27 protein-coding genes are annotated in these 23646 nt (G+C 36.4%); 25 read left to right on the top strand and 2 right to left on the bottom strand.

Annotation, left to right across the window (positions count from 1 at the left end; genetic code table 11):
• Positions 1-44 precede the first annotated feature (44 nt).
• Together JFU18_RS07985 and JFU18_RS07980 are read left to right on the top strand one after the other, a co-directional pair.
• The gene (locus JFU18_RS07985) at positions 45-575 is read left to right on the top strand and encodes a peptidoglycan recognition protein family protein (RefSeq protein ID WP_002011791.1); all 531 of its coding nucleotides are present in this window, start codon (positions 45-47) and stop codon (positions 573-575) included.
• A gap of 109 nt (positions 576-684) precedes the next feature.
• Positions 685-1665, top strand: coding sequence for a YpdA family putative bacillithiol disulfide reductase (locus tag JFU18_RS07980; protein ID WP_002030753.1), 981 nt, complete (start codon positions 685-687; stop codon positions 1663-1665).
• A gap of 34 nt (positions 1666-1699) precedes the next feature.
• Here the strand turns inward: JFU18_RS07980 and ansA are convergent, their stop codons facing one another.
• A complete protein-coding gene (ansA, locus tag JFU18_RS07975; RefSeq protein WP_002030754.1) occupies positions 1700-2674 on the bottom strand; it encodes an asparaginase in 975 nt (324 codons plus the stop codon).
• 213 nt (positions 2675-2887) lie between these two features.
• Here ansA and JFU18_RS07970 point away from each other — a divergent pair, with 213 nt between their 5' ends.
• From JFU18_RS07970 to JFU18_RS29825, 5 genes are all read left to right on the top strand, one after another.
• Entirely contained in the window at positions 2888-3061 is a 174-nt protein-coding gene (locus JFU18_RS07970) for a DUF5359 family protein (RefSeq protein ID WP_002135263.1), read from the top strand.
• Between the two features lie 130 nt (positions 3062-3191).
• Positions 3192-3869, top strand: coding sequence for a (d)CMP kinase (cmk, locus tag JFU18_RS07965; protein ID WP_201032795.1), 678 nt, complete (start codon positions 3192-3194; stop codon positions 3867-3869).
• A 334-nt stretch (positions 3870-4203) separates the two neighbouring features.
• Entirely contained in the window at positions 4204-5352 is a 1149-nt protein-coding gene (gene rpsA / locus JFU18_RS07960; RefSeq protein ID WP_201032796.1) for a 30S ribosomal protein S1, read from the top strand.
• Between the two features lie 12 nt (positions 5353-5364).
• Positions 5365-6414: a type 2 isopentenyl-diphosphate Delta-isomerase gene (fni, locus tag JFU18_RS07955; RefSeq protein WP_201034925.1), complete on the top strand. Its 1050-nt coding sequence runs from the start codon at positions 5365-5367 to the stop codon at positions 6412-6414.
• A gap of 214 nt (positions 6415-6628) precedes the next feature.
• Positions 6629-7285, top strand: coding sequence for a hypothetical protein (locus JFU18_RS29825; RefSeq protein ID WP_242488450.1), 657 nt, complete (start codon positions 6629-6631; stop codon positions 7283-7285).
• Between the two features lie 211 nt (positions 7286-7496).
• Here JFU18_RS29825 and JFU18_RS07945 read toward each other — a convergent pair whose 3' ends face one another.
• Complete coding sequence (locus JFU18_RS07945) at positions 7497-7631, bottom strand: YpzI family protein (RefSeq protein WP_000513901.1); 135 nt, start codon at positions 7629-7631, stop codon at positions 7497-7499.
• 117 nt (positions 7632-7748) lie between these two features.
• Here JFU18_RS07945 and JFU18_RS07940 point away from each other — a divergent pair, with 117 nt between their 5' ends.
• The 18 genes from JFU18_RS07940 (at position 7749) to hisC (ending at position 23592) form a co-directional block, all read left to right on the top strand.
• Positions 7749-8360, top strand: coding sequence for a YphA family membrane protein (locus JFU18_RS07940; RefSeq protein ID WP_002086626.1), 612 nt, complete (start codon positions 7749-7751; stop codon positions 8358-8360).
• Complete coding sequence (locus tag JFU18_RS07935) at positions 8353-9246, top strand: YIEGIA family protein (RefSeq protein ID WP_002086625.1); 894 nt, start codon at positions 8353-8355, stop codon at positions 9244-9246. The genes JFU18_RS07940 and JFU18_RS07935 overlap by 8 nt, the downstream gene beginning before the upstream one ends.
• The gene (locus tag JFU18_RS07930; protein ID WP_002086624.1) at positions 9243-9428 is read left to right on the top strand and encodes a capping complex subunit for YIEGIA; all 186 of its coding nucleotides are present in this window, start codon (positions 9243-9245) and stop codon (positions 9426-9428) included. The genes JFU18_RS07935 and JFU18_RS07930 overlap by 4 nt, the downstream gene beginning before the upstream one ends.
• A gap of 124 nt (positions 9429-9552) precedes the next feature.
• Positions 9553-10863: a ribosome biogenesis GTPase Der gene (gene der / locus JFU18_RS07925; RefSeq protein ID WP_002011811.1), complete on the top strand. Its 1311-nt coding sequence runs from the start codon at positions 9553-9555 to the stop codon at positions 10861-10863.
• 18 nt (positions 10864-10881) lie between these two features.
• Complete coding sequence (locus JFU18_RS07920; protein WP_002011813.1) at positions 10882-11904, top strand: NAD(P)H-dependent glycerol-3-phosphate dehydrogenase; 1023 nt, start codon at positions 10882-10884, stop codon at positions 11902-11904.
• Between the two features lie 116 nt (positions 11905-12020).
• The gene (locus JFU18_RS07915; RefSeq protein ID WP_000369753.1) at positions 12021-12272 is read left to right on the top strand and encodes a stage VI sporulation protein F; all 252 of its coding nucleotides are present in this window, start codon (positions 12021-12023) and stop codon (positions 12270-12272) included.
• Positions 12273-12499: 227 nt separating this feature from the next.
• Entirely contained in the window at positions 12500-12703 is a 204-nt protein-coding gene (locus tag JFU18_RS07910) for a DUF2768 domain-containing protein (protein WP_002011815.1), read from the top strand.
• Between the two features lie 65 nt (positions 12704-12768).
• Entirely contained in the window at positions 12769-13482 is a 714-nt protein-coding gene (locus tag JFU18_RS07905) for a hypothetical protein (protein WP_201034926.1), read from the top strand.
• 242 nt (positions 13483-13724) lie between these two features.
• Entirely contained in the window at positions 13725-15203 is a 1479-nt protein-coding gene (gene spoIVA, locus JFU18_RS07900) for a stage IV sporulation protein A (protein ID WP_000416521.1), read from the top strand.
• A gap of 298 nt (positions 15204-15501) precedes the next feature.
• Entirely contained in the window at positions 15502-15774 is a 273-nt protein-coding gene (locus tag JFU18_RS07895) for an HU family DNA-binding protein (protein WP_001043860.1), read from the top strand.
• Positions 15775-15895: 121 nt separating this feature from the next.
• Entirely contained in the window at positions 15896-16465 is a 570-nt protein-coding gene (gene folE / locus JFU18_RS07890; protein ID WP_002011819.1) for a GTP cyclohydrolase I FolE, read from the top strand.
• Between the two features lie 271 nt (positions 16466-16736).
• Complete coding sequence (locus tag JFU18_RS07885; RefSeq protein ID WP_201034927.1) at positions 16737-17489, top strand: heptaprenyl diphosphate synthase component 1; 753 nt, start codon at positions 16737-16739, stop codon at positions 17487-17489.
• A gap of 29 nt (positions 17490-17518) precedes the next feature.
• Positions 17519-18232, top strand: a complete 714-nt coding sequence (menG, locus tag JFU18_RS07880) for a 2-heptaprenyl-1,4-naphthoquinone methyltransferase (protein WP_002086620.1) — start codon at positions 17519-17521, stop codon at positions 18230-18232.
• A 38-nt stretch (positions 18233-18270) separates the two neighbouring features.
• Positions 18271-19233, top strand: a complete 963-nt coding sequence (gene hepT, locus JFU18_RS07875; protein ID WP_002011823.1) for a heptaprenyl diphosphate synthase component II — start codon at positions 18271-18273, stop codon at positions 19231-19233.
• 124 nt (positions 19234-19357) lie between these two features.
• Entirely contained in the window at positions 19358-19804 is a 447-nt protein-coding gene (gene ndk / locus JFU18_RS07870; RefSeq protein WP_000415879.1) for a nucleoside-diphosphate kinase, read from the top strand.
• A 300-nt stretch (positions 19805-20104) separates the two neighbouring features.
• Positions 20105-21277 carry a chorismate synthase gene (gene aroC, locus JFU18_RS07865; RefSeq protein ID WP_085310089.1) on the top strand — a complete coding sequence of 391 codons (1173 nt, stop codon included), beginning with the start codon at positions 20105-20107 and terminating at the stop codon, positions 21275-21277.
• Positions 21277-22362: a 3-dehydroquinate synthase gene (gene aroB / locus JFU18_RS07860; protein WP_201032801.1), complete on the top strand. Its 1086-nt coding sequence runs from the start codon at positions 21277-21279 to the stop codon at positions 22360-22362. Before aroC ends, aroB begins: the two co-directional genes overlap by 1 nt.
• 117 nt (positions 22363-22479) lie before the next feature.
• Entirely contained in the window at positions 22480-23592 is a 1113-nt protein-coding gene (gene hisC / locus JFU18_RS07855) for a histidinol-phosphate transaminase (RefSeq protein WP_201032802.1), read from the top strand.
• Positions 23593-23646 lie beyond the last annotated feature (54 nt).

The raw sequence follows: 23646 nt of genomic DNA, 5'->3' as shown, positions 1-23646 counted from the left end.
ATATAAGGAAGTAAGGTAATTTTTTAGAGCGGGAGTTGGTAGTAATGGCGATGTTCCCTATAGAGCGTAACTATATTGGGTATGGAAATTCACGACCAGGAATTCCTCTTTCAAAAGTAAGATTTATTGTAAGTCATGACACGGGGAACCCTGGTAGCAATGCGATAGGAAATCGGGATTACTTTAATGAAATACAACCGAAAGCTTCAGCGCATACATTTATTGATGATAAAACAATATTAGAAATTGTCCCTATAAATGAAGTTGCGTACCATGTTCGATACAATGTGCCAACGGATAATGAGTTATTCGGTTATGATGCGAATAAGGCTGCAATTGGGGTTGAACTTTGCTATGGTGGCGACGTAAACTTTTGGGAGGCGTATACTCGTTTTACGTGGTATCACGCTTATTTATGTCAAAATTTCGGTTTAAATCCTAAAAAGGCTATTGTGTCACACAAAACGTTGGATCCTACTCGGAAAATCGATCCTGAGAATGTATTAGGGCAACAAGGAATTAAATTTCAGCAGTTTTTAGCAGATGTCTATCGGATGTATGTTTCGTTTAGATGACAAATATATGAAAAATGAATACAATAAAGATAGATGCCTACTGCTGTAAGTAGGTTTTTTCTTGTTTATATAAATAGAGCAGAGGTAGAAGACTAGGAGTGAACTAAGTATGCAAAAAGAAACAGTTATTATTATCGGAGGCGGTCCATGCGGATTAGCAGCGGCGATTTCGTTGCAAAAAGTGGGGTTAAATCCGTTAGTAATCGAAAAAGGAAACATTGTAAATGCAATTTATAATTATCCAACTCATCAAACATTTTTCTCCTCTAGTGAAAAATTAGAAATTGGTGAAGTTGCTTTTATTACAGAAAATCGTAAGCCATTTCGTAATCAGGCGCTTGCGTATTATCGTGAAGTAGTAAAGCGTAAATCTATACGTGTAAATGCATTTGAACGAGTGGAACAAGTTCAAAAAGATGGTGATGTTTTTAAAGTTGAAACGACGAAGCGTGACGGAAACAAAGAAATATATGTTGCGAAATACATTGTTGTCGCAACTGGATATTATGATAATCCGAATTATATGAATGTACCTGGTGAGAAACTTGAGAAAGTAGCTCATTATTTCAAAGAAGGACACCCTTATTTTGATCGAGATGTCGTTGTAATAGGTGGTAAAAATTCAAGTATAGATGCAGCATTAGAGCTTGTTAAATCGGGTGCACGTGTAACAGTTCTATACCGTGGTGGGGAATACTCGCCAAGTATTAAGCCGTGGATTTTGCCGGAATTTGAGGCGTTAGTACGAAATGGGACAATCCAAATGCATTTCCATGCGCATGTAAAAGAAATTACTGAGCATACGTTGACGTATACAGTAGATGGTGAGGCAAATACAATTCAAAACGATTTTGTATTTGCTATGACGGGTTACCATCCAGACCACAGCTTCTTAACAAAAATGGGAGTTCGGATTGATGAAGAAACAGGGCGCCCGATTTATATAGAGGGTAGTATGGAAACAAACGCTGAAAATATTTTTATTGCAGGTGTAATTGCTGCGGGGAATAACGCAAATGAAATATTTATCGAGAACGGTAGATTCCATGGAGATGCGATTGCGCAAACTATTGCATCAAGAGAAGAATAAAAAGAAGCTGTCGAAATCTTCGACAGCTTCTTTTTTAATCGTGCATAAACATATGTTGGATTGTTTCGTGAGAGTTTGTGTTTTCTAGTGCGACTAGTAATTTAATTCGCGCCTTTTGAGCGTTTAAACCGTAGGTGAAAACAATGCCCATATCTTTTAATTGTTTTCCGCCACCTTCATAAGAGTATACGTCTTGAACGATACCGTTAAAGCAGCGTGAAACTAATACAATTGGAATGCCTTTTTCTATTAATCGCCCTAGACTAGGAAGTGTTCTTGGAGGTAAATTACCTTGTCCAAGTGCTTCAATAACAATCCCGTCTACTGGTAGTGTTTCGATTGCTGATAATAATGTATCATCCATACCTGCGTATGCTTTTAGAACGACAACGTTTTTAGAAATCTGTCGTACTGTGCATGTTTCGTGATGCACTAAAGCATGATGGAAAACAACACCACGTTTTGTTACCATGCCAATTGGTCCGTACTGTGGACTTTGGAATGTCGCGACATTACTTGTGTGCGTTTTTGTTACATTTGTAGCACAATGTATTTCGTCATTTAATACGACTAGAACGCCTTTTTCAGCAGCTTCATTACTACTAGCAACTTTTACAGCTGATAAGAAATTATATAGACCATCGGCACCTAATTCATTACTAGAACGCATTGCCCCTGTCACAACGATTGGGATAGTTGCTTGAACTGTTAAATCAAGAAAATAAGCTGTCTCTTCTAATGTATCGGTACCATGCGTGATGACTACGCCGTGAATATCGTCTTGTTTTACTCTTTCGTCAATGATGACTTGCAATTGTAGCATTTCGCTAGGAGTCATGTGAGGAGATGGAAGATGGAACACATCTTCGACAATTAAATCAACATCGCCTTCTAAATCAGGAATAAATTTTAAAAGAGGATTCTTTTTACCTGGTTGTACGACCCCAGTTTCTTTATCTTCCTCCATTGCAATTGTTCCACCTGTGTGTAAAACTAGGATTCTTTTCAATGCTTATACCCCTTTCAAGTTGAAAAATACATTTAGAACATAACATGTTTTGAGTAAATTCGACAATGAAAATGTATAAAAGTAGGCTTAGAAAATGACAATAAAATAAATTACTTTAAGTGTGCTCCGGTAAGTGGTTATTAGGTTAGGTTTTATTTATGGAAATTTATGAGAGTAGATGTGTAAGTGTAGAGAGGGAAGGAGTGAGTTTTTTTGAAAAAAGTGGAGAAAATTATAATTCGTATATTACTGATTCAATTTATTTTTCTTTCTGTCGTCCAACTGCTTTTTATACATAAATCTTCAGTGAAATATTTATCGAAAATTGTTTATTACGAAGGTGTCGTCACGAAAAATAAGGCGGAAATCTTACAGGTGAATAAGTAGTTTTCATTTTCTTCTATGATGGATTATGCTACAATTATTGAGGATTTAATGATGTGGGGCAAATGAGAAGAAGCAGGGGGAAAATACCTGCTTTTCGTTTTGTTTTATAAGTGGAAAATGAGGTGTTACAATGGATAAACGAATTTCGATTGCTATAGATGGTCCAGCGGCTGCTGGGAAAAGTACAGTGGCAAAAGTTGTTGCAAAAAAACTTTCATATGTTTACATTGATACAGGCGCAATGTACCGTACTATTACATATGCAGCCCTTGAACAAAAAGTGGATATTGAAAATGAAGAAAAGTTAATGGAAGTTGTAAAAAATGTAAATATTAAATTTCAGCAAGGGGAAAATACACAACTTGTATTTTTAAATGGACAAGATGTTTCTGAAGTGATTCGTACGCCAGATGTGACGAATCGTGTATCTATTGTAGCAAAGCATCGTCTTGTTCGTGAAGAAATGGTACGTCGTCAACAAGGATTAGCTAAAAAAGGCGGCGTAGTAATGGATGGCCGTGATATTGGTACACATGTACTACCAGATGCTGAAGTGAAAATCTTTATGCTTGCTTCTGTAGAAGAAAGAGCGGAAAGAAGACATTTAGAAAATATGAATAAAGGTTTCGATTCTAATTTAGAGCAGTTAAGAGAAGAAATTGCTAGGCGTGATAAATTAGATTCAGAACGCGAAGTTTCTCCTTTGAAAAAAGCTGATGATGCATTGGAATTAGATACAACTTCTTTATCAATTGAAGAAGTTGTCCAAAAAATTATGGGTATTGTTTCAGGAGTATTTGCGAAATAAAGAAAGAGGACTATCCTCTTTCTTTTTTTTTTTTTTTTGAAATGTAAAGGATAAGTGAATTATAAGTCTCTTTTCTTGACAAATGGGCTAATTTGTAAGAAGTTAGTTACAGAGGGAAAAAACTGTCAGAATATATTCGCTATTATATTTCAAATCATACTTTCTTCAAGATGATTTTGCTGTATACTATTTATATAGATTTAATATAGTTTCTTGTGAACTGTATTGAAACAGAATATGTGATGATAAATTCTTAAACATGCAAATGAAAACATTTGTTTTCATTTCGTATATACATAAAAATGCTTTGTCAATTCTGTAGGGAGGTATTTCCATGGTAGAGAAAATGAATGAAGAAGTTATGAATTCAAAAGAATTACAAGTTGGTGACGTTGTTACAGGTTCTGTAACGAAAGTTGAAGAGAAACAAGTTCTTGTAAATGTTGGATACAAAACAGATGGCGTAATTCCGATTAGTGAATTAGCTAACGTTCATATTGAAAAAGCAAGCGATGTTGTAGAATTAGATCAAACACTTGAATTGAAAATTATTAAATTAGAAGATGATGATCTTGTTTTATCTAAGAGAGCTGTTGACGCAGAAAAAGCGTGGGTAGAATTACAAGGGAAATTTAATTCTGGTCATGTATTTGATGTTACTGTAAAAGATATCGTGAATGGTGGGTTAGTTGTGGACCTTGGTGTTCGTGGTTTTATCCCAGCTTCACTTGTAGAAGTACATTATGTAGAAGACTTTGCTGACTATAAAGGAAAAACATTAGCGGTGAAAATTGTTGAATTAGACCGTGAAAAAAATCGTGTTATTCTTTCACATAAAGCGGTAGTAGAACTAGAACTGGATTCTAAGAAAAAAGAAGCAATCTCTTCGTTAAAAGAAGGGGATATTGTTGAAGGAACAGTACAACGATTAACGGATTTTGGTGCTTTCGTTAACGTTGGTGGTGTGGACGGTTTAGTTCACATTTCACAAATTTCACACGAACGTGTAGAGCAACCTTCTGAGGTATTAGAGCAAGGTCAAAAGGTAAAGGTAAAAGTGTTATCTGTTGATGCTGATACGCAACGTATTTCTTTATCAATTAAAGCAGCTCAGCCAGGACCTTGGGAAAATGTTGCTGGCGAAATAAAAGCTGGAGATATTCGTGAGGGAGTAGTAAAACGCCTTGTTACATTCGGTGCGTTTGTTGAAATTTTACCTGGTGTTGAAGGGCTTGTACATGTATCTCAAATTGCAAATCGTCACGTGAAAAATCCAAATGAAGTATTGGAAATGGGACAAGAAGTAAAAGTGAAAGTACTTGAAGTCCATGTAGCAGAAAAACGTATTTCTTTAAGCATAAAAGAAACGCTTGAAGAAAATAATGTAACAGAAGATTATAGCCAATATGAGCCAAATGCTGATTCGGCTACTTTCCAGTTAAGTGATATTATTGGTGAACAACTGAAAAAATTAAAGAAATAAAGAGGGGTACAAGTGGTAAGGGCAAAACGTAAATTAGATCATATTGAATATGCTCTTTCTACTGGTCAGTCTCGTACGCATGGCTTTCATGATATTGATTTTGTGCATCAAAGCTTGCCAAATTCAAGTTATGACACTATAACATGTGAAACAAAAATCGGCGAACTTTCACTAAGTTCGCCGATTTTTATCAATGCGATGACTGGTGGTGGAGGAGAGCAAACATTACATATTAATGAGCAATTAGCATATGTAGCGAAACATCATAACCTTGCTATGGCTGTAGGTTCGCAAATGGCAGCTTTAAAAGATGAAAGTGAAGCGGCTTCGTATAAAGTTGTTAGGAAAGTAAATCCGAATGGGATTTTTTTCGCAAACTTAGGAAGTGAGGCAACTGTCGAACAGGCAGAGCGTGCCGTTGATATGATTGAGGCGAATGCACTGCAAATTCATTTAAATGTCATACAGGAGTTAACGATGCCAGAAGGAGACCGTGATTTTACTGGTGTACTTCAGCGGATTGAGAAAATAGTTTCAAAAAGTAAAGTACCTGTCATCGTAAAAGAAGTCGGTTTTGGAATGAGTAAGGAAACAGTACAACAGTTAGCGAATATAGGTATAACAGCAATTGATATTGGCGGACAAGGTGGTACGAATTTTGCTGCTGTTGAAAATGAAAGAAGACAGCGAATGCTTTCTTATTTTAATAACTGGGGCATACAAACAGCTACCTCGATTATTGAAGCAACCTCTACAAATAATAACCTCTCTTTTATTGCATCTGGGGGTATACAAACAGCACTTGACGTGGCGAAGGCAATCGCATTAGGGGCTAATACAACTGCGTTTGCTGGATACTTTTTATGTATTTTAATGCAAGATGGTGTTGAGAATTTAGTGGATGAAATTGATCTTTTACATACAGATTTAAAATTTATTATGACAGCTCTTGGCGTGAAGACGATAGAAGAGTTACAATCTGTACCTCTTGTTGTAAAAGGTGAAACGTACCATTGGTTAGCGCAGCGAGGGATTGACACTGCACATTATAGTAGGCGATGAAAAATCAACCATCCGGTTGATTTTTTTGCGTTTTATTTTCGTAAAATGAAGAGGGAGGGCGAGAAGTTATCGTTCTATATAATTCTATAAATGGAAAAAAAGAGAATTTACATTATAATAAAAGTATATATAAATATCGTGCGGAAAAACATGGTAAAAGTAAGAAAGTATTCTTCTCTATATAGTCAGGTTAGCGATAAAACAAGATAAGAGATTGCTATTTAAGAGTCAAAAGAAACAAGGAAAAATTTACGATAATTTAGGGGATGAGGATGTTAATAAAAAAGGAGATAATGTATCTTCAAATAGTAAAAATACAATAGGACGCATTACATATAATAGTGAAGATGTTAACATCCATACACGAAATATAAGAGAAGGTACAGCGGTTTCTGGATATAATAAAAAGGTTGAAATTTCATTAACTTCAAATGTAAGAGAAGGAGATTCTAGTTCAACAACAGCACAATCAGCAATTAAAACGGCGAATATTGCAATCGCAGTCGGGAATAAATTGTATAGGAATCCAACGGTGAATGCAGGAAGTGGAATAGAAGCACTAATTTTGCCAAGGGAATTAGGAGAAGACAAAAATCCATCGGAAGATTCGTATGCAATTTATTATTTTAATATACCAAATGAAGTGAGTTTAAGTAATGCTGAAGTAGTATTACTTTCTGATCAAGGATATACCATTGTGAGTAGGGAAATTAAAGGAGAAAAAGAAGGTATTGTAGGTGCGAAAAAAGAGGTTGAGCGAAAGTTAAATGAGATAGGAGAGACAGATTATGTACGTGTAGAGGTAAAGAGTAAAAATCCTTCTCTACATACGTATTATGTTATTACATATTCTAAAAACCAACAGGTGTAGTTACGATTGATGCCTCGTTGAGTGATAGGGTTTATAATGCGAAAACAAAAGAATTATATTACGAGTAGAAATAAATAAAATAATTGTGTAAAAAGACGGTTTCGTACAATATCGAAACCGTCTTTTTGTATTGCCTATTTGAGGGCAACTTGATTGGTGTGAGCTAATAATCAGTGGGGATGGATACCCCCCCACTGAGGTTTCACTTTATTTAATGCTGATTCTGCTTTCGAGCTTGCTCCGGTGTATCAAGACTTGTTGCACCGGGATATTGAAGTGATTGGTCGCGATCAGATTCAACGCGGCGTGATTCTCTTAGCTTTCGTTCTTGGCGATCTTTACCCATTGTGAGTTACACCTCCTTATTAAAAGTTTTGCTGTTATGAGAAAAACTATGCACAAAGAAAAGGAGGATTAACTTTCATAAAAAGTTCCCATAATGGAAATCATAGGAGGTGAAATGATGGATGGGAGTACTTTTTATTTTGTTGCTTGGATAGGGTGGATTGTCGTGACCTTTTTTATGAAAAAGGAATCTATTCGTTGGAAGATAAGTGCTTGTATATTAATTTTTATTATTTGTTCTCCGTTAAATGTGACGATTGCTTCTTTCACGATATCGGTAAATGCCCTTTTGCTTTGTATTATTTCTTTTGTAGGTATCGCGTTATATTCTATTTGGAAAAAATTATATACCTTACTTTCGGCACTTATTATTGCAATGTTATATACAAGCTTTCATTTGTTAGAAGTATATGATCCAATTTGGATTGTGGTTGATAGGTTGTTGCTGTTAAGTGGTGCACTTGTGTATGCATCGGTTTTATTGCACGGGGATCGCATATTACGATTATGCTCCTTATATATAGGGATGTTACAAGGAGAATTATTGGTGACGCTGATTTTTCGTAAATTACATTTTCCTTATGAATACGGCAGTTTAGCTTTTTTAGATGTTGCTGCTGTTTCCACTTTATTTATGGCGATTTTACTTTGGATTACAAAGGCATCGGTATATATGGAACAATTTAAGAGGAAAACACGTAAAAGAAAGGCGAGGGTAATACATGACTGAATATACACCAGCTATTTTATGTGGCGTAATTGCAGGTACAATAACTAGGTTGTTAATGCTTCGTACCGATACGAGGCAATATCCGACGAGGCTTCACGGGAAAATTATTCATATCGCGATGGGATTAATTGCGGCTGCCTTAGGAGCAATTGCGATTCCGTCTGTTTTGAAAAAAGATTTCTCTGCAATTACATTTCTTACGTTAGCAGCGACGCAATTTCGTGATGTGCGCAATATGGAAAGAAATACGCTTCAACAATTAGATGGATATGAGCTCGTACCACGTGGTAATACATACATTGAAGGAATTGCATTAGTATTTGAAAGTCGTAACTACTTGGCGATGTTAACGTCGTTTGTAACAACGTTTGCGTATATAGGATTCGATTCATGGATTGCCGGGGTAATTACTGGTATAGTAAGTTTTTTCATTGCGAAAAAATTAATGTCAGGTAAAAGACTTCATGACCTTGTAGAAATAGAGCACGTTCCACTTCGTTTTGAAGGAGCGGGACTTTATATTGATAATATTTACATTATGAATATTGGATTGCCAGCAAGGCAAGAAGAAATTATGAAATATGGAATGGGATTTATTTTAAAACCGAAATCGATAGATGCGATGGTTACAATCTCAAACTTAGGACAACGGCAAGCTATTTTACATGATGTTTCGGTTGCTTTAGGAATATATAGAGATTCTGGAACGCCGGCACTTGTACCGTTAGCGAAGCGTGATTTAGAGGATGGGAGAGTTGGGATTTTTGTTCTGCCGCAAGATCAAGATGCAGAAAAAGCGATAGGGGTAATCGGAAATGTACCAACATTAGAGAGTGCTGTTCATATGTCATCAGAAGCTCCGAAAGGAAGGGGAGATAAGAGATGATGTTAGAAAGTGTTATTCTCGCAGTCATTACAACAACGCCAGAGAAATTTGCAGGTGGTGCCCCTTTATTTATTTGCGAGTCGACAGAGGAACTGGAATTTGTTGCAAATAATTTAGAGGCTATTTTAGATGGTATTGCACATCGCTTACAAGATAATGTATATATTATTGTGAAACATTAGTAACGTGTGGTATAATGTGAGGTGTTTTGATACGTTGAGAAATATTCTGGAATGCAAATCCCTTCTTGCACAAAGAAGGGTTTTTTACATAATAAACAGAAGCAAGTTGAAAGGATGAAAGTATATGCCGAAACCAGTAATAGCGATAGTAGGCCGCCCGAACGTAGGGAAATCTACTATTTTCAATAGAATTGTTGGAGAAAGAGTTTCAATCGTAGAAGATATACCAGGTATAACGCGAGACCGTATTTATAGTGCGGGAGAATGGTTAAATCATGAGTTTAACATTATTGATACAGGTGGAATTGATATTGGAGACGAGCCGTTCTTGACACAAATTCGTCAACAGGCGGAAGTAGCGATTGATGAAGCAGATGTTATCATTTTTATGACGAATGGTCGCGATGGTGTAACTGCAGCAGATGAAGAAGTTGCTAAAATTTTATACCGTTCTAAAAAACCAATTGTACTTGCGGTAAATAAGGTTGATAATCCAGACATGCGTAGTGATATTTATGATTTTTATGCATTAGGATTTGGCGAGCCATTCCCGATTTCAGGTACACACGGTTTAGGACTTGGTGATTTGTTAGATGAAGCTGCAAATCATTTTCCAAAGATTGAAGAAGAAGCGTATGACGATGAAACAATCCGTTTCTCTTTAATTGGACGTCCAAACGTAGGGAAATCATCACTTGTAAATGCACTTCTTGGTCAAGAACGTGTAATTGTAAGTAATATAGCGGGAACGACACGTGATGCTGTTGATACACCATATAGTAAAGATGATCAAGATTATGTAATCATCGATACAGCTGGTATGCGTAAAAAAGGGAAAGTATACGAAAGTACAGAAAAGTATAGTGTACTTCGTGCACTTAGAGCGATTGAACGTTCTGACGTTGTTTTAGTCGTTTTAGACGGAGAAGAAGGAATTATTGAGCAAGATAAAAAAATCGCTGGATATGCTCATGATTCAGGACGAGCTGTTATTATCGTTGTAAACAAATGGGATGCAGTGAAAAAAGATGAAAAAACAATGAAAGCATTTGAAGAAAACATCCGTGCTCATTTCCAATTTTTAGAGTATGCACCGATTGTATTCTTATCTGCGAAAACGAAAAAGCGTACACAAACGTTATTACCGGTTATCAATGAGGTAAATGAAAGCCATAGCATCCGTGTACAAACGAATGTATTAAATGATGTAATTATGGATGCGGTAGCGATGAATCCAACGCCGACACATAATGGTAGCCGTCTGAAAATCTTCTATGCGACACAAGTTGCGGTAAAACCACCAACATTTGTTATATTTGTAAACGATACAGAATTAATGCACTTTTCATATGAGCGCTTCTTAAAGAACCGTTTACGTGAAGCGTTCGGTTTTGTAGGAACGCCGATTCACATTATCGCTAGAGCAAGAGACTAATGGAGAGGATGTGATTTTATGACAAAAATCACAGTAATAGGAGCAGGTAGCTGGGGAACAGCGTTAGCGATGGTATTAGCTGACAATGGGCATGATGTACGTATTTGGGGAAACCGTCCTGAACTCATGAATGAAATTAATACGAAGCGTGAGAACAGTAGATATCTTCCAGGGATTACATTGCCAAGCACAATCGTAGCCTACTCTTCTTTAGAAGAAGCATTAGTAGATGTAAATACAGTACTGCTAGTAGTACCGACGAAAGCGTACCGAGACGTATTGCAAGAGATGAAAGAAATTGTTACAGAGCCAATTACTTGGATTCATGCAAGTAAAGGAATCGAACCAGGTACGTCAAAACGTATTTCGGAAGTGATTGAGGAAGAAATTCCAGAGAGCTTGATTAAGGATGTTGTTGTACTATCTGGGCCGAGTCACGCTGAAGAAGTTGGATTGCGTCAAGCGACAACTGTTACGTCTGCAGCAAAGCGTATGGAAGCGGCTGAGGGAGTACAAGATTTGTTTATGAATAGCTATTTCCGTGTATATACAAACCCAGATATTGTTGGAGTTGAACTTGGTGGTGCTTTAAAAAATATTATTGCACTAGCTGCGGGGATATCTGACGGGCTTGGATTAGGTGATAATGCGAAAGCGGCATTAATGACACGTGGTTTAACAGAGATTGCTCGTTTAGGAAGAAAAATGGGCGGAAATCCGTTAACATTTGCTGGTCTAACTGGTATGGGAGACTTAATTGTAACTTGTACAAGTGTGCATAGCCGAAATTGGCGCGCTGGAAATATGCTTGGAAAAGGGCACTCTTTAGAAGAAGTGCTAGAAAGTATGGGTATGGTTGTAGAAGGTGTAAGAACAACGAAAGCTGCTCATGAATTGGCAGAGAAAATGGAAGTTGAAATGCCGATTACAGCTGCTTTATATGACGTGCTGTTCAATGGGAATAATGTGAAAGACGCAGTAGGCTCATTGATGGGACGTGTTCGAAAACATGAAGTTGAAGCGATACCTGATTTGTTATAAAGAAAACGGTAGAAGTACATTTCGTACTTCTACCGTTTTTTATTTTTTATGGGTCTTTTCACCAATTTTTCATCTCTGCATAGGATGAAGAGTAACTTGAGGAGAGGGTGAAAAGAATGGATAACAACATTTTTAATAACATTGAAAAAGAAGCGAAAGTGAACAAAGAAGATATTTTTAAATTAGCGTCGTCTGTTCAAAATGCGAACTTACGTGATGAGACAGTGCTTCGCCAATTGATTCATCAAGTTGCTCTAATGGCAGGACGCGAAGTGCCGAAAGAGCAAGAGGATCAAATTGTAAAAGCGATTATTAACAATAATATGCCGGCGGATTTTGGTTCGTTAAGTAAAATGTTTAAAAAATAAATTATGAGAAACAAAGAGTTTAGAGAATGCATATGATAGTTATGAAAGAATGGGAATAGAGCTGTTAAGGGCATATTTGGTCAACCGAAGCGCATCATTTCGTGCTTCGGTTTTATTATTTTAAATAAAAATCATCAATTCACGGAAAAATGATGATTTTTATTTGTTTAAAGATTTTAATTTGTTAAAATAGTATAAAAATAGATTGAAAGTAAAGGGGTGTATATATGTCGGAAGGACTTATGAAAATGTGGTTTGCTTTAGGGGCAATTGGATTTATGTTTCTTGCAGTAAGTTTTATTTTATTGAGTAGGCATAAAATGAAGAATAAATTTTTGAAAGGGATTACAGCTTTAGTAGCGTACACCCTCATGATTGTATCGGGAATTGTTATTTTTCTTGTTGTATTTAGTGGCCCTATTGAGCAATAAAGGATGTGTAGTCGGTAAATGTTACAAAAGCAACAGTCCATACTAGCATGAAAAGGTGATTGTCAGTGAAAAAAATCCATATTATTTTAATGTTTTGTTGCATGAGCATTTTAACAGGGTGTATGTATCCAAGAGAAAATATGAAACAAAGTGCTATTCCTTATGAAGACCAGTTGCAAGTTGTACAAAAAGCCATTAATACATATAAGGAGCAAACGGATGGTTTATTACCAATTAAGACGCGTGATATGAGTACGCCGATTTATCAGAAGTATCCAATTGATTTTCAAAAAATTGCTCCAAGGTACATACAAGAGGCACCAGGGAATGCGTATGAAAGTGGTGGAGTATATCAATATGTATTAATAGATGTTGAAAAAAATCCGACAGTAAAGTTAATTGATGTGAGAATGGCGGAACAAATTCAAGAAGTGGCATTGAAACTAAGAATGTATCGTGATGAACATCAATATCCACCTTTTAAAAAAGTGATCACAGATGGTGTTTATGAATTAGACTTCAAAAAACTAGGATATAAAGATGTACCACAAGTGACAAGTCCGTACTCAGGAAAAGGTCTCCCTCTTGTAATTAATGAAAAAGGAGAATTGTTTGTTGATTATAGAATCGACTTATATGAAGCGTTGAAAAAAAATGAAGGACAATTTAAAGAAGGTGAAGATATCCGGAGTATACTATCGAAGGATTCCCCGTTTGTTCCTGCATACTCTTTGCCGTACACAGTAAAAAATGGAGAACCAATTTTTTTAAAATCATAAGTCATGAACCTTTCTTTTAGTGAATAAGTTCTAGAAGAAAGGTTTTTTATGTTATACAACTTGCGATGCAAACAAAAGGTATTTTTAAATAGTCATATGAAATTGGACAAAATTATATGATATATTGTCCGAACTTCTAGAATACCATTATATTATATCAGATATTATAGGCAACATTAGAGAAGGTATTAGTTGACTATAAACGTGGAATTATTCCCAAAAATATTGAGGGAGGGAATCACTTGGAAAAGGTAGATATTTTTAAAGATATTGCGGAACGCACAGGCGGTGATATTTATTTTGGAGTTGTAGGAGCTGTTCGAACAGGGAAATCAACATTTATTAAAAAATTTATGGAACTTGTTGTTATTCCCAATATTGAAAATGAGTCAGACCGTCAAAGAGCGCAGGATGAACTGCCTCAAAGTGCTGCTGGTCGTACAATAATGACGACGGAACCGAAGTTTGTTCCAAACCAAGCGGTTTCTATCGAAGTAGATGAAGGTCTTGAAGTAAATATTCGATTAGTAGATTGTGTTGGATATACGGTTCCAGGAGCAAAAGGCTATGAAGATGAGAATGGTCCGCGCATGATTAATACTCCTTGGTATGAAGAGCCTATTCCATTCCATGAAGCTGCAGAAATCGGAACACGTAAAGTAATTCAAGAGCATTCAACAATTGGTGTCGTTATTACAACAGATGGAACAATTGGTGAAATTCCAAGAAGAGATTATATAGAGGCAGAAGAACGCGTTGTAAATGAGTTAAAAGAAGTAGGAAAGCCTTTCATTATGATTATCAATACTGTACAGCCATACCATCCAGATACGGAGCAGTTACGTCAAAGTTTATCAGAAGAATATGATATCCCAGTAATTGCGATGAGTGTAGAGAGTTTAAGAGAAACAGATGTGTATAACGTACTGCGAGAAGCATTATTCGAGTTCCCGGTTTTAGAAGTGAATGTAAACCTTCCAAGCTGGGTAATGGTGCTAAATGAAGGGCATTGGTTACGCCAAAGTTATCAGGAAGCGGTTCAAGAGACTGTAAAGGATATAAAACGTCTTCGTGATGTGGACCGTGTCGTTTGGCAGTTTAGTCAATATGAATTTATTGATCGAGCAAGTCTAGCTGGCATCGATATGGGGCAAGGTGTGGCAGAGATTGATTTATATGCGCCAGATGAATTGTATGATCAAATTTTAAAAGAAGTAGTAGGAGTAGAGATTCGAGGGAAAGATCATTTATTAAAGCTTATGCTCGATTTATCTCATGCGAAAACAGAATATGACCAAGTGGCGGATGCCTTGCGGATGGTAAAACAAACCGGATATGGAGTAGCAGCGCCTGCATTAGCTGATATGAGCTTAGATGAACCGGAAATTATTCGTCACGGCTCAAGGTTCGGTGTTAAATTAAAAGCGGTTGCGCCGTCTATTCATATGATTAAAGTGGATGTAGAATCAACATTTGAACCAATTATCGGTACTGAAAAACAAAGTGAAGAACTAGTTCGTTACTTGATGCAAGATTTTGAAGATGACCCGCTATCAATTTGGAATTCTGATATATTTGGGCGCTCTCTTAGCTCTATTGTTAGAGAAGGAATTCAAGCGAAGTTATCTCTAATGCCAGAAAACGCTCGTTATAAATTAAAAGAAACGCTAGAAAGAATTATTAATGAAGGATCTGGCGGATTAATTGCGATTATATTATAAGAAAAAAATCCCTCTAATTGTAGAGGGATTTTTTTCTTTTTGAGTACGTAATAGAAAAATAAACAGTCATTATCTAATATTTTGTTGTAAATTGTCAAGTTTCATCAGAATTTCACATTTTTAGAGTAACAATTTCCTTAAAAATATTGAATTATAAAGGAGAATCGTATAATATAGGCGTTGATAATGATTTATCTACATCTTTGTAGTATAGAATTTGTAAAAATTGCCTACAAATGAAAGTAAGACTCATTTTATGATCATTATACAGTCTTATCTTTGGGAGGAGGTGAATGGCATGAACAAGACAGATTTAATCAATGCTGTTGCAGAAGCAAGTTCCCTTTCTAAAAAGGACGCAACAAAAGCAGTGGACGCTGTTTTTGATTCTATCTTAGAAGCTTTAAAACAAGGTGATAAAGTACAACTAATCGGATTCGGTAACTTCGAAGTTCGTGAGCGTGCGGCTCGTAAAGGTCGTAACCCACAAACAGGTGAGGAGATTGAAATCGCTGCAAGTAAAGTACCTGCATTCAAACCTGGTAAAGCGTTAAAAGATGCGGTTAAATAATCCTTACATATTAACAGGGAAGAAGAGTTTCCTTTTTGGAAACTCTTCTTTTTGCTTTTAAAAACATAAATATGCTAGAATGTGTTCGTATCACTTTTAGGTTTTTCGGGAGGGCTAGCGGATGGCAAAAGTTAATTTAGAACAAATTGAACATGCAGTACGTCTTATTTTAGAGGCAATCGGAGATGACCCAAATCGCGAGGGAGTACTTGATACACCGAAACGTGTTGCGAAAATGTACGCAGAAGTATTCTCAGGAATGCATGAGGATCCGAAAGAGCATTTACACAAAGTATTCGGAGAAGACCACGAAGAGCTTGTGCTAGTAAAAGATATACCATTCTATTCGATGTGTGAGCATCATCTTGTTCCGTTTTATGGAGTTGCTCACGTTGCATATATTCCGCAAGGTGGAAAAGTAACGGGACTAAGTAAATTAGCTCGTACTGTAGACACAATTGCGCGTCGTCCGCAACTACAAGAACGTATTACATCAACAGTAGCTAACTCTATTATGGAAGTACTAGAGCCGCATGGTGTAATGGTAGTAGTAGAAGCAGAGCATATGTGTATGACGATGCGTGGTGTGAAAAAGCCTGGTGCGAAAACAGTAACGACTGCAGTGCGCGGCGTGTTAGAAAATGATGCAGCAGCACGTAGTGAAATTTTATCGTTTATTAAGACGAATTAAAGAAGAGCGGGAAACTGCTTTTCTTTTTTTTATATACAAAAAAATGATATAGTTTTAATGTTAAAGAGCAAGAATATAAAGGTTGAAAATTACTTCTGCCTTTTGTGTAAATGAATGTTTGTAGTTGTTAGAGACGAAGATAACTTGTATGAATAAAAGTTGAGGCTTTATTCGGTGGCAGTTTGGCAGAAGTAGCCAAGTTTTGATTATAGAAAATAGAATGTATGTGTTATAATAAATTTTATGAATTAGAAAACAAGGGTGATTTTTTGTGTGTGACATCTACGGAGGGTATGCGGGTATTAAAGAGAAATTGATGGAGAAATTACGCCATCCTTATTTTATAAACTATATTGAAGAACCAATTATTGATGAAGAAAAAATAGCGCTGTTATACGGTGCATTAAAAAGTGCAAATATACATAAAGAACAAATTGATCATTATGTCGTAACGATTATGCTTGTACAAATTGCTCTTGATACACATGAAAAAGTATCAAATAAAGCAAACGAAGAGACGAGTGGATTCCATAAGCGTCGTCAATTGACAGTTCTTGCAGGGGATTATTATAGTGGTCTATACTATTACTTATTGTCAATGAATTGTGATATTATCTTAATTCGTGCACTTGCTGAAGGAATTAAGGAGATTAATGAACATAAAATTATGCTGTATCAAAAAGCACATGTGACGATTCAAGACATAATGGAAAGTGTAGTAATAATTGAATCTGCGCTTTTGCAAAAAACATGTGATCATTTTCAGTTATCTAATTGGAAACCATATATAACTTATGTGTTAGGAAAAAATCGTCTTCAAAAAGAGTGTCAATTGTATGCTGATAAACAAAATTCACCTGTTTTTCAAGCAGTCCAAAAAATCTCATTGGATGATGATAAAAATTTGGAGACAGTTATTAATGAATGGCTTATGGAAATGAGAAAGCAAGAAGAAAATTTTTTAGAGAATCATACAGAAGTTAATGAGATAATTTCTATGTTAAGAGATAAATCAAGGACATAAGCAACTTTACATTGGAAGAAGGTACGAGCATGCAACAATCAAAAGAAGAAAGAGTACATGACGTATTTGAGAAAATTTCTGATAAATACGATGTGATGAATTCTGTAATTAGTTTTCAAAGGCATAAGGCATGGCGCAAAGAAACGATGCGAATTATGGATGTGAAACCCGGGAGTAAGGCACTTGACGTATGCTGCGGGACGGCAGATTGGACAATTGCACTAGCGGGAGCTGTAGGTGAAGATGGGAAGGTTTACGGTTTAGACTTTAGCGAAAATATGCTAGCTGTCGGTAAACAAAAGGTAGAAGCTTTAGAATTAAAGCAAGTAGAACTTATGCATGGAAATGCAATGGAACTTCCTTATGAAGATAATACGTTTGATTATGTAACGATTGGTTTTGGGTTACGTAACGTTCCGGATTACATGCAAGTATTAAAAGAAATGACGCGTGTAGTAAAGCCTGGTGGAAAAGTAATTTGCCTGGAAACATCTCAACCAACGATGATAGGTTTTCGTCAAGGATATGTCTTATACTTTAAATATATCATGCCGTTATTTGGAAAGATGTTTGCGAAAAGTTATAAAGAATATTCATGGCTTCAGGAATCTGCTAGTACATTCCCTGGGATGAAAGAGTTAGCACGTATGTTTGAAGAAGCTGGGCTTAAGAATGTGCAAGTGAAACCATTTACTTTTGGTGTAGCAGCTATGCATTTAGGTATTAAACCAGAATCAAAATAGAAAATAGAAAAAAGACGTTTTAGGTTAAGGTGAACAATATGAAGTTACAACTTATGTACTCTTTTTTACGATCGGATATTAATGTTATAGAAAAAGAATTGAAGAAGACAGTTGCTTCTGAGCAGCCGTTAGTAGAAGAAGCGGCATTACAGCTTATTGAAGCAGGTGGGAAGCGGATTCGCCCTGTTTTTGTTTTGCTTGCAGGGAAATTTGGGGATTATAAGTTAGATGCAATTAAGCATGTTGCGGTTGCATTAGAACTAATTCATATGGCCTCGCTTGTTCACGATGATGTCATTGATGCTGCGTTTTTACGACGCGGTAGCGCAACAGTGAATGCGAAATGGGGAGATCGTATTGCAATGTATACAGGAGACTACTTGTTTGCGAAGTCTCTTGAATGTATAACAAATATAGAAATTCCAGATGCACATCAAGCGTTGTCTCATACAATTTTAGAAGTTTGTAAAGGTGAAATCGAACAAATTAAAGATAAGTATAACTATGATCAAAATTTAAGAACGTATTTAAGAAGGATAAAACGAAAAACAGCATTGTTAATCGCCGCAAGTTGTCAGTTGGGAGCGATTGCTGCTGGTGCTAATCGTGATACTGTAAATCGTCTATTTTGGTACGGATATTTTGTTGGTATGTCTTATCAAATTATTGATGATATTTTAGATTTCGTATCGACAGAAGAGAAGCTTGGAAAGCCTGCTGGTGGTGATTTATTACAAGGTAACATTACATTACCTGTTTTGTATGCCATGGAAGATCCAGTTCTTCGTCAAAAAATTACATCTGTGCATGAAAATACAACAGCAAGTGAAATGAAAGAAATTATTGATGATATTAAAGCGAGCGAAGCTATTGATAAAGCATTTTCGTTTAGTGAACGTTATTTACATAAAGCATTAGAAATAATAAAACCACTCCCTCGTGGACAGGCGAAGTATGCGTTGCAAAATGTCGCAAAGTATATTGGAAAACGAAAATTTTAGTGTTTTGTCTAAAAAATAAAATAATCTCTCTATTTCAAAACTATTGCGCAATTGTGATAAGGGTGTTAATATGTGTGTGGGGATATACAATTACATACATAATTCAGAAGTGGAGAGATTTTTTATGGAAAAAACATTTCTAATGGTAAAACCAGACGGTGTACAACGTGCCTTCATTGGGGAAATTGTAGCTCGTTTTGAGAAAAAGGGCTTTCAATTAGTTGGTGCAAAATTAATGCAAGTTACTCCGGAAATTGCTGAACAACACTACGGTGAGCATAAAGAAAGACCTTTCTTTGGTGAATTAGTAGACTTTATTACATCTGGTCCTGTATTCGCAATGGTATGGCAAGGTGAAGGTGTAGTAGATACAGCACGCAATATGATGGGTAAAACACGACCACATGAAGCTGCTCCTGGAACAATTCGTGGAGATTTCGGTGTAACTGTTGCGAAAAACATTATCCACGGTTCGGATTCTTTAGAAAGTGCAGAACGCGAGATTGCTATTTTCTTTAAGGAAGAAGAATTAGTAGACTACTCAAAATTAATGAATCAATGGATTTACTAATTATTTTGAAATAATTTGTAAACGCTTTAATAACTGTGATAATAGTAAAAAGTGTGAGAAGAATAGGGGTATTCTTCTTGCACTTTTTTTATTTCGATCAGTTACGAAGTTAGGGCTGTTATGATATATTGGTATGTAAAGTAAAAGGTCTACTATTATGAAAATAATCGAACAATTACAAGTAGGGAAAGCAAACATTCGATTTACTATATAATTTCTTTGTATTTTAAAGAGTGATGGAAGATAATATAGCTGCTTTATGTAGCGGGATAAATACATATGCGAAAAGAGGAATAACGTATGCGATATATTACAGCTGGTGAATCCCACGGTCCGCAACTTACGACAATTTTAGAAGGTGTTCCGGCAGGGTTATCTTTAGTAGCGAATGATATAAATGAAGAATTAGCTAGAAGACAAAAAGGATATGGACGCGGTAGACGCATGCAAATTGAGAAAGACCAAGTGCAAATTGTAAGTGGTGTTAGGCATGGGGAGACGATGGGGTCACCGATTGCACTTGTTGTTGAAAATCGTGATTTTACACATTGGACAAAGGTTATGGGTGCAGAGCCGTTAACTGAGCAGGAAGAGAAAGAAATGAAAAGGCAAGTTACGAAACCTAGACCTGGACACGCAGATTTAAATGGTGCGATTAAATATGGTCATAGAGATATGAGGAATGTATTAGAGCGTTCTTCAGCACGTGAAACGACAGTTCGTGTTGCAGCTGGTGCAGTTGCAAAAAAAATATTAGCGGAATTAGGTATACAAGTAGCGGGACATGTTATCGAGATTGGTGGTGTACAGGCAGCAAATATTAAATATAACTCTATTGTGGAATTACAAAGTACTACAGAAGCATCTCCTGTACGTTGTTTAGATGAAGAGGCCGGTAAAAAGATGATGCAAGCAATTGATGATGCGAAGGCAAATGGTGATTCTATCGGTGGTATTGTTGAAGTAGTTGTAGAAGGAATGCCAATTGGAGTAGGTAGCTATGTACATTATGATAGAAAATTAGATGCAAAATTAGCAGCGGCAATTATGAGTATTAACGCTTTTAAAGGTGTTGAAATTGGAATTGGTTTTGAAGCAGCGCATAGACCTGGAAGTGAAGTGCATGATGAAATCCTATGGGATGAAGTGCAAGGGTACAGAAGAAAAACGAACAATGCAGGTGGATTAGAAGGTGGCATGACAACTGGTATGCCGGTTGTTGTGCGCGGTGTTATGAAACCGATACCGACATTATATAAACCGCTTCAAAGTGTTGATATTGATACGAAAGAACCTTTTACAGCGAGTATTGAACGTTCAGATAGTTGTGCAGTGCCAGCAGCTAGCGTTGTGGCTGAAGCAGTTGTGGCTTGGGAGCTCGCAACAGCTTTAATTGAACAATTTGGATTAGATCGTATCGATCTTATACGTGAAAATATTGAGAAACATAATGAATATGCGAGGGGATTTTAATGGAGAACATACATATTCAAACGAAATCAAAAGAATATGATGTACATGTTGGAAGGGAGGCGTTGTCACACTTAACAACGCTTATTCAAAAAATGAATCCTGCAGTATCTAACATAATGATCATTTCTGATGAAGCTGTTGCATCACTGCATTTACAGACAGTTGTTGATGCATTGCAAGTAGAGCAAAAAGTATTTTCGTTTGTTGTACCGAGTGGCGAAAAAGAGAAGTCTTTTGAAAATTTCTATGAGGCTCACACTTCGGCTCTTGAAAATAAATTAGATAGAAATTCTTTAATCATCGCACTTGGAGGCGGAATGATTGGAGATTTGGCTGGATTTGTTGCCGCGTCGTTTATGCGTGGTATTCGCTTTGTCCAAGTTCCAACGACTTTATTAGCTCACGATAGCGCAGTAGGCGGGAAAGTAGCAATTAACCATCCACTAGGAAAAAATATGATTGGAGCGTTTCATCAGCCAGAAGCTGTTGTATATCATACGCCATTTTTACATTCACTTCCTGAAAAAGAGTGGCGATCAGGTTATGCAGAAGTGATAAAGCATGCTCTTATTGGTGATGTAGAGCTATATCATTGGTTAAAAGAAGAAGTGCAAACGTTAACGGATCTTCGTGATGAAAAGTTAATTCATATATTAACGAAGGCGATTCCTGTGAAAGCGAATATTGTGTCGCAAGACGAAACAGAAAAAGGTGTACGTGCCCATTTGAATTTTGGGCATACGTTAGGACATGCTCTTGAAAAAGAGTTAGGATATGGGAATATTACTCACGGTGATGGAGTAGCGGTTGGCATGCTATTTGCCATGTTTTTAAGTGAGAAAGTGTACAAAGTTGATCTTTCTTATGAAGAAATGAAGCAGTGGTTCTTGAAATACGGTTATCCAAAAATGCCAAGTGACTTGAATATAGAACGTCTCGTTCAGTTGATGAAACAAGATAAAAAAGCAAATGCTGGAACAATTCATATGGTGCTTATGCAGGAATATGGGGTAGTGAATGTCGTATCTATTTCAGATGAGACTGTTCATATTGCGTTAGAAGCATTTCAAAAGGATATGGTGTGAAAAAGTTGTAGAATAGGTATGAAATGCATATTTAAAGGTATTCTCGTAATGGTGACGGTTATGATTAAAGATGACAGTAAGACATTATAAATCATATCAATGACTGGGGGAAGAAAAGTGAGAGTAAAAGAGCAATTGTTAACTTTGAGAGCATATGTACCTGGGAAAAATATTGAGGAAGTAAAAAGAGAATACGGATTGTCGAAAATTGTAAAATTAGCATCGAATGAAAATCCGTTTGGCTGCTCTGCGCGTGTGACAGAAGCATTAACTTCGTTAGCTAATCAATATGCACTTTATCCGGACGGGGCGGCATTTGAGCTTCGTGAGAAAGTAGCAGAGCATTTAGGTGTAAAAGCGGAACAACTTTTATTTGGTAGTGGGCTAGATGAAGTCATTCAAATGATTAGTCGTGCTTTGCTACATAATGGAACAAATGTTGTAATGGCGAATCCTACGTTCTCGCAATACCATCACCATGCTGTTATTGAAGGAGCAGAAGTTCGTGAAGTACCACTTAAAGATGGCATTCACGATTTAGATGCAATGTTACAACAAGTAGATGAGAAAACGAAGATTGTATGGATTTGTAATCCGAATAATCCGACAGGTACATATGTAGAAAAACAAAAATTACTTTCATTTTTAGAATCAGTTCCAAAGTCAGCGCTCGTTATTATGGACGAAGCATATTATGAATATGCTGGGGCAGAAGATTATCCGCAAACATTACCTCTTCTTGAAAAGTACGAAAATCTTATGGTGCTACGCACATTCTCAAAAGCATATGGATTAGCTGCTTTTCGTATTGGATATGCGATTGGTGATGCAAAGCTTATTGGGCAGCTAGAGGTAGCAAGACTACCATTTAACACATCAACTATCGCCCAAGCGGTAGCATTAGCGGCAATAGAGGATCAACAGTTTTTACAAGAGTGTGTGAAGAAAAATGCCGGAGGATTAAATCAATATTATGCATTTTGTAAGAAATATAACGTATTCTACTATCCATCTCAAACGAATTTCATTTTCTTGAAACTTGGTATACCTGGTAATGAAGCTTTCGAACGATTAATGAAAAAAGGATATATCGTTCGTTCTGGTGCAGCATTTGGTATGCATGATGGTATTCGTATTACTGTTGGATTAAAAGAAGAAAATGATGAGATTATTGAATTACTTACGGAATTTGTAAAAGAACAAGTGAAGAAAGAAGAAACGTATTCTTAAGAAATGGTGGAGGCTCCTGTTACAGGAGCCTTTTTCATTTGAACTGCAATAAGG

The organism is Bacillus sp. TH22 (assembly GCF_016651015.1).
Taxonomy (GTDB): domain Bacteria; phylum Bacillota; class Bacilli; order Bacillales; family Bacillaceae_G; genus Bacillus_A; species Bacillus_A mycoides.
Note: the sequence above shows the minus strand (reverse complement) of the source record. Positions and strands in the feature narration are given on the sequence as shown.